The organism is Duganella sp. GW822-FHT06D06 (genome assembly GCF_058799615.1).
Genome location: NZ_JBXALQ010000048.1, coordinates 1 through 4,908, shown reverse-complemented (window position 1 = coordinate 4,908; position 4,908 = coordinate 1). Strand labels below are relative to the sequence as shown.

The 4,908-nt window shown below is 66.9% G+C and carries 1 protein-coding gene; it reads left to right on the top strand.

Going from position 1 to position 4,908, the window contains the following annotated elements; genetic code table 11:
• On the top strand, positions 1–4,908 hold a 4,908-nt coding region (locus tag AC1RMD_RS31070; RefSeq protein WP_492932708.1), incomplete at both ends, for an amino acid adenylation domain-containing protein.

Genomic DNA, 4,908 nt, shown 5'->3' with positions numbered 1-4,908 from the left:
GGCCAACCGTCAGCATGCGCAAGTCGAACCACTGATCGGCTTCTTCGTCAACACCCTGGCGCTGCGCGTGCGCCTGGCTGAGCAAGCCAGCGCCGCTGCGCTGATCGAGCAGGTCCGTACCAGCACTCTGCAGGCGCTGGCCCACCAGGACCTGCCGTTCGCACAAGTGGTCGAGGCCCTCAATCCGTCACGCAGCCTGAGCCACAGCCCGCTGTTCCAGTCGATGTTCTCACTCAATAACACGCCGAGTAGCGAACTGGAATTGCCGGGCCTGCACCTGGCGTCCCTGCCGACGAATCAGGCCACCGTCCACTTCGACCTGTCGCTGAACCTGGCCGAAACCGACGGCATACTGTCAGGCGCCATCGACTACGCCAGCGACCTGTTCGAACGCGCCACCGTCGAACGTTTTGCCGTCTACTTTGAGACCCTGATGACGGCAATGCTGGCCGATCCGACGCAAGCGTTGGCCACCCTGCCCCTGCTCGGCCAAGCCGAGCGTGAGCAACTGCTGGTGGACTTCAACGACACCACCGTCGACTACCCGCACGATTTGCTGGTGCACCAGCTGTTCGAAGGCCAGGCCGCACGTCAGCCCGATGCACCGGCCCTGGTGTTCGAGGACCAGCAACTGAGCTACGGCGCGTTGAACCGCCGCGCCAACCAACTGGCCCACCACCTGATCGCCCAGGGCGTGGCGCCGGATACGCGGGTGGCCATTTGCGTCGAACGCAGCTTCGACATGGTGGTCGGCCTGCTGGCCATCCTCAAGTCCGGCGGCGCCTACGTGCCGCTAGACCCGGCCTATCCGCAGGATCGCCTGGCCCATATGCTGGAGGACAGCGCACCGCTCCTGCTGCTGACGCAATCCGCATTGCGCTGCACGCTGCCCACGCTGGCCATGCCGGTTTGGGAGTTCGATGGCGCCGCCAGCCTGTCCTCGCTGACAGCGCAGCCGCAGCACAATCCCGTGCTGGCGCCGCTGCATTCGACCAATCTGGCCTACGTGATCTATACCTCGGGCTCGACCGGCCGCTCCAAGGGCGTGATGGTGGAGCACAAGTCCCTGGTCAATTTCTGGCAAGCCATCGGCAGCACGATTTACGACGGCGTGCCGGCCAACTCGACGGTCGCGCTGAACGCCGCCTTCTCGTTCGACATGTCGATGAAAGGCATCCTGCAGCTGCTGTCCGGCCATTGCCTGCTGATCGTCCCGCAGGCCGTGCGCGTCAACGGCGCCGACTTCCTGCGCCTGCTCGAACGGCACGCGGTGGCGGCCTTCGACTGCACCCCTGCCCAGCTTGAGATCCTGGAGCAGGCCGGCCTGATGCGCTCGTCCACTTACCAGCCCTTGCGGGTTCTGCTGGGCGGCGAGGCGATCAACGCCCGGCTGTGGCAGGCAATGGCGGCCTCGGCCACTACACGCTACTACAATATGTATGGTCCGACCGAGGCCACCATCGACGCCAGCTTCGGCCTGATCGAAGCCGGCTCGACCCAGCCGCACATCGGGCGTCCGCTCGACAATGCCCGGATCTATATTCTCGACGCCCACCATCAGCCGGTACCGCTCGGCGTGGCCGGCGAGCTCTATATCGGCGGCGCCGGCGTCGCGCGCGGCTACCTGAACCGTCCTGATCTCACCGCCGAGCGCTTCCTGCGCGACCCGTTCAGCAAGGATCCCAACGCCCGCATGTACAAGACGGGCGACCTGGGCCGCTGGCTGGCCGACGGCAATATCGACTACCTGGGCCGCAACGACTTCCAGGTCAAGATCCGCGGCTTCCGCATCGAGCTGGGCGAGATCGAAGCCCGGTTGGCCGCCTGCGACGGCGTGCGCGAAGCGTTGGTCGTCGCGCGTGAAGACCAGCCGGGCGATAAACGCCTGGTGGCCTACCTGGTCGCGCGGGACGGCGCCGCGCCGTCCGCCGCCGATCTGCGCAGCATCCTGGCAGCCAGCCTGCCCGATTACATGGTGCCGGCCGCCTTCGTCACGCTGGACGCTTTCCCGCTGACCCCGAACGGCAAGCTCGACCGCAAGGCGCTGCCCGCGCCGAACCGCTCGGCGCTGGTCGCCCGAGGTTACGAAGCGCCGCAGGGTGAGACCGAGACGGTGATCGCCGCCATCTGGCAAGAGCTGCTGGGTATCGAACAAATCGGCCGCCACGACCACTTCTTCGAATTGGGCGGCCACTCGCTGCTGGCGGTGCGCTTCGCCTCCCGGCTGCGCGAGACGCTCGGCGTCGACGTCGCCTTGCGCGATCTGTTCGCCACGCCGACCGTCTGCGCGCTGGCCGTCGGATTGGCCGCCACCGGCGCCGCCCTGCCGCCCCTGCTGCCGGCCGACCGCACCGGCGCGCTGCCGCTGTCGCTGGCCCAGCAACGACTGTGGTTCCTCGACCAGCTCGACCATGCCGCCGGCGCCGCCTACCACATGCCGGCCGCCCTGCGGCTGCGCGGCCGCCTCGACGTCGCAGCTCTGCACACCGCGCTCGACCGCGTAATGGCGCGCCATGAAATCCTGCGCACCAACTTTGTCAGCCTCGACGGCGCCGCTCACCAGGCCATTTTGCCCGAAGCGCGCTTCGCCCTGCGCGAACTGGACCTCGGCCACTTGCATGGCCACGAACAAGAAACCGCCGTGGCCCGCTACGCCGCCGACGAGGCCGGGACTCCCTTCAACCTGGCCGCCGGCCCGCTGATCCGCGGCGGGTTGCTGCGCCTGGCCGACGACGACCATGTGCTGCTTGTCACTCAGCACCACATCATCTCCGACGGTTGGTCGATCGGCCTGCTGGTGCAGGAATTTTCAACGTTGTACGCCGCCTTCAGTCGGGGCGAAGACGATCCGCTGCCGCCGCTGGCCATCCAGTACGCCGACTATGCCGCCTGGCAGCGTCAGTGGCTGCAAGGCGAGCTGCTGCAAATCCAGACCGCTTTCTGGCGCAGCCACCTGGAGGGCGCGCCGGCGCTGCTCGAACTGCCGGCCGACCATCCTCGTCCAGCGGTGCAAAGTTATGCCGGCGGCAGCGTGCCGCTGCGCCTGTCGGCCGAGCTCAGCGCCGGCCTGCAAGCGCTGGCCCATAGCCAGGACGCCACGCTGTTCATGACCTTGATGGCAGGCTGGGCTACCTTGCTGGCCCGCCTTAGCGGGCAGGACGACCTCGTCATCGGCACCCCGGTAGCCAACCGTCAGCATGCGCAACTTGAACCGCTGATCGGCTTCTTCGTCAACACCCTGGCGCTGCGCGTACGCCTGGATGAGCAAGCCAGTGCCGCCGCGCTGATCGAACAAGTCCGCAACAGCACCTTGCAGGCGCTGGCCCATCAGGACCTGCCGTTCGCGCAAGTGGTCGAGGCCCTCAATCCGTCACGCAGCCTGAGCCACAGCCCGCTATTCCAGTCGATGTTCGCGCTCAACAACACACCGCAAAGCGAACTGGAATTGCCGGGCCTGCATCTGGCTTCCCTGCCGATAGCCCGGACCACCGTGCAGTTCGACCTGTCGCTGAACCTGGCCGAAACCGGTGGCGTACTGTCCGGCTCCATCGACTATGCCCGCGACCTGTTCGAGCGCGACACCGTCGAGCGCTACGCCGCCTACTTCGAGAGCTTGTTGACGGCGATGGTGGCCGAGCCAGCGCAAGCGCTGGCCATGCTGCCCCTGCTCGGCCAGGCCGAGCGTGCGCAACTGCTGGTGGACTTCAACGACACCGCCGTCGATTACCCGCGCGATTTGCTGGTGCACCAGCTGTTCGAAGCCCAGGCCGCACGCCAGCCTGACGCGCCGGCACTGGTGTTCGACGACCAACAGCTGAGCTACGGCGAGTTGAACCGCCGCGCCAACCAGCTGGCCCACCACCTCAATGCCCAGGGTGTGGCGCCGGATACGCGCGTGGCCATTTGCGTCGAACGCAGCTTCGACATGGTGGTCGGCCTGCTGGCCATCCTCAAGGCCGGCGGCGCCTATGTGCCGCTCGACCCTTCCTACCCGCAGGAGCGCCTGGCCCATATGCTGGAGGACAGTGCCCCCGTCATGCTGCTGACTCAGACGACACTGCGCGATGCGCTGCCGGTTCCGGCCTTGCCCGTGCTCGTGCTCGACGACGCGCGCACGCAAGCCAGCCTGGCCAAGCAGCCCGAGCACGATCCCGCCCCGCAAGTGCCCGGCCTGACATCGGCCAACCTGGCCTATGTGATCTACACCTCCGGTTCGACCGGCATGCCCAAAGGCGTGATGAATGAGCACCGTGCCGTCGTCAACCGGCTGACATGGATGCAACAGAGCTTCGCCCTGGACGCCGCCGACGCGGTGCTGCAAAAGACCCCGTTCGGCTTTGACGTCTCGGTCTGGGAATTCTTCTGGCCGCTGCAAGCCGGTGCGCGCCTGGTGCTGGCACGTGCCGACGGTCACAAATTCCCTGACTATCTGGCCGACCTGATCGAACGGACCGGCATCACCACGCTGCACTTTGTGCCGTCGATGCTGCAGGCCTTCCTCGGCCAGTCCGGGGCCGCGCCACTGACCAACGTCAAGCGCGTGTTCTGCAGCGGCGAGGCGCTGCCGCTGGCGTTGTGCGAACGCTTCCAGCAGCGCTGGCCGCAGGTCGCGCTGCACAACCTGTACGGACCGACCGAGGCGGCGGTCGACGTCAGCTGGTTCGACTGCGCCGACATCAGCAACCACGTCAGCGTTCCGATCGGCCGCGCGATCGCCAACACACGCCTGTATCTGCTTGACGCGCACGGCAATCCGGTTCCATTGGGCGTCACCGGCGAGATCTACATCGGTGGCGTGCAGGTCGCGCGAGGCTACCTGAATCGCCCCGACCTCACCGCCGAGCGCTTCCTGCGCGACCCGTTCAGCAAGCAAGCCAACGCCCGCATGTACAAGACGGGCGACCTGGG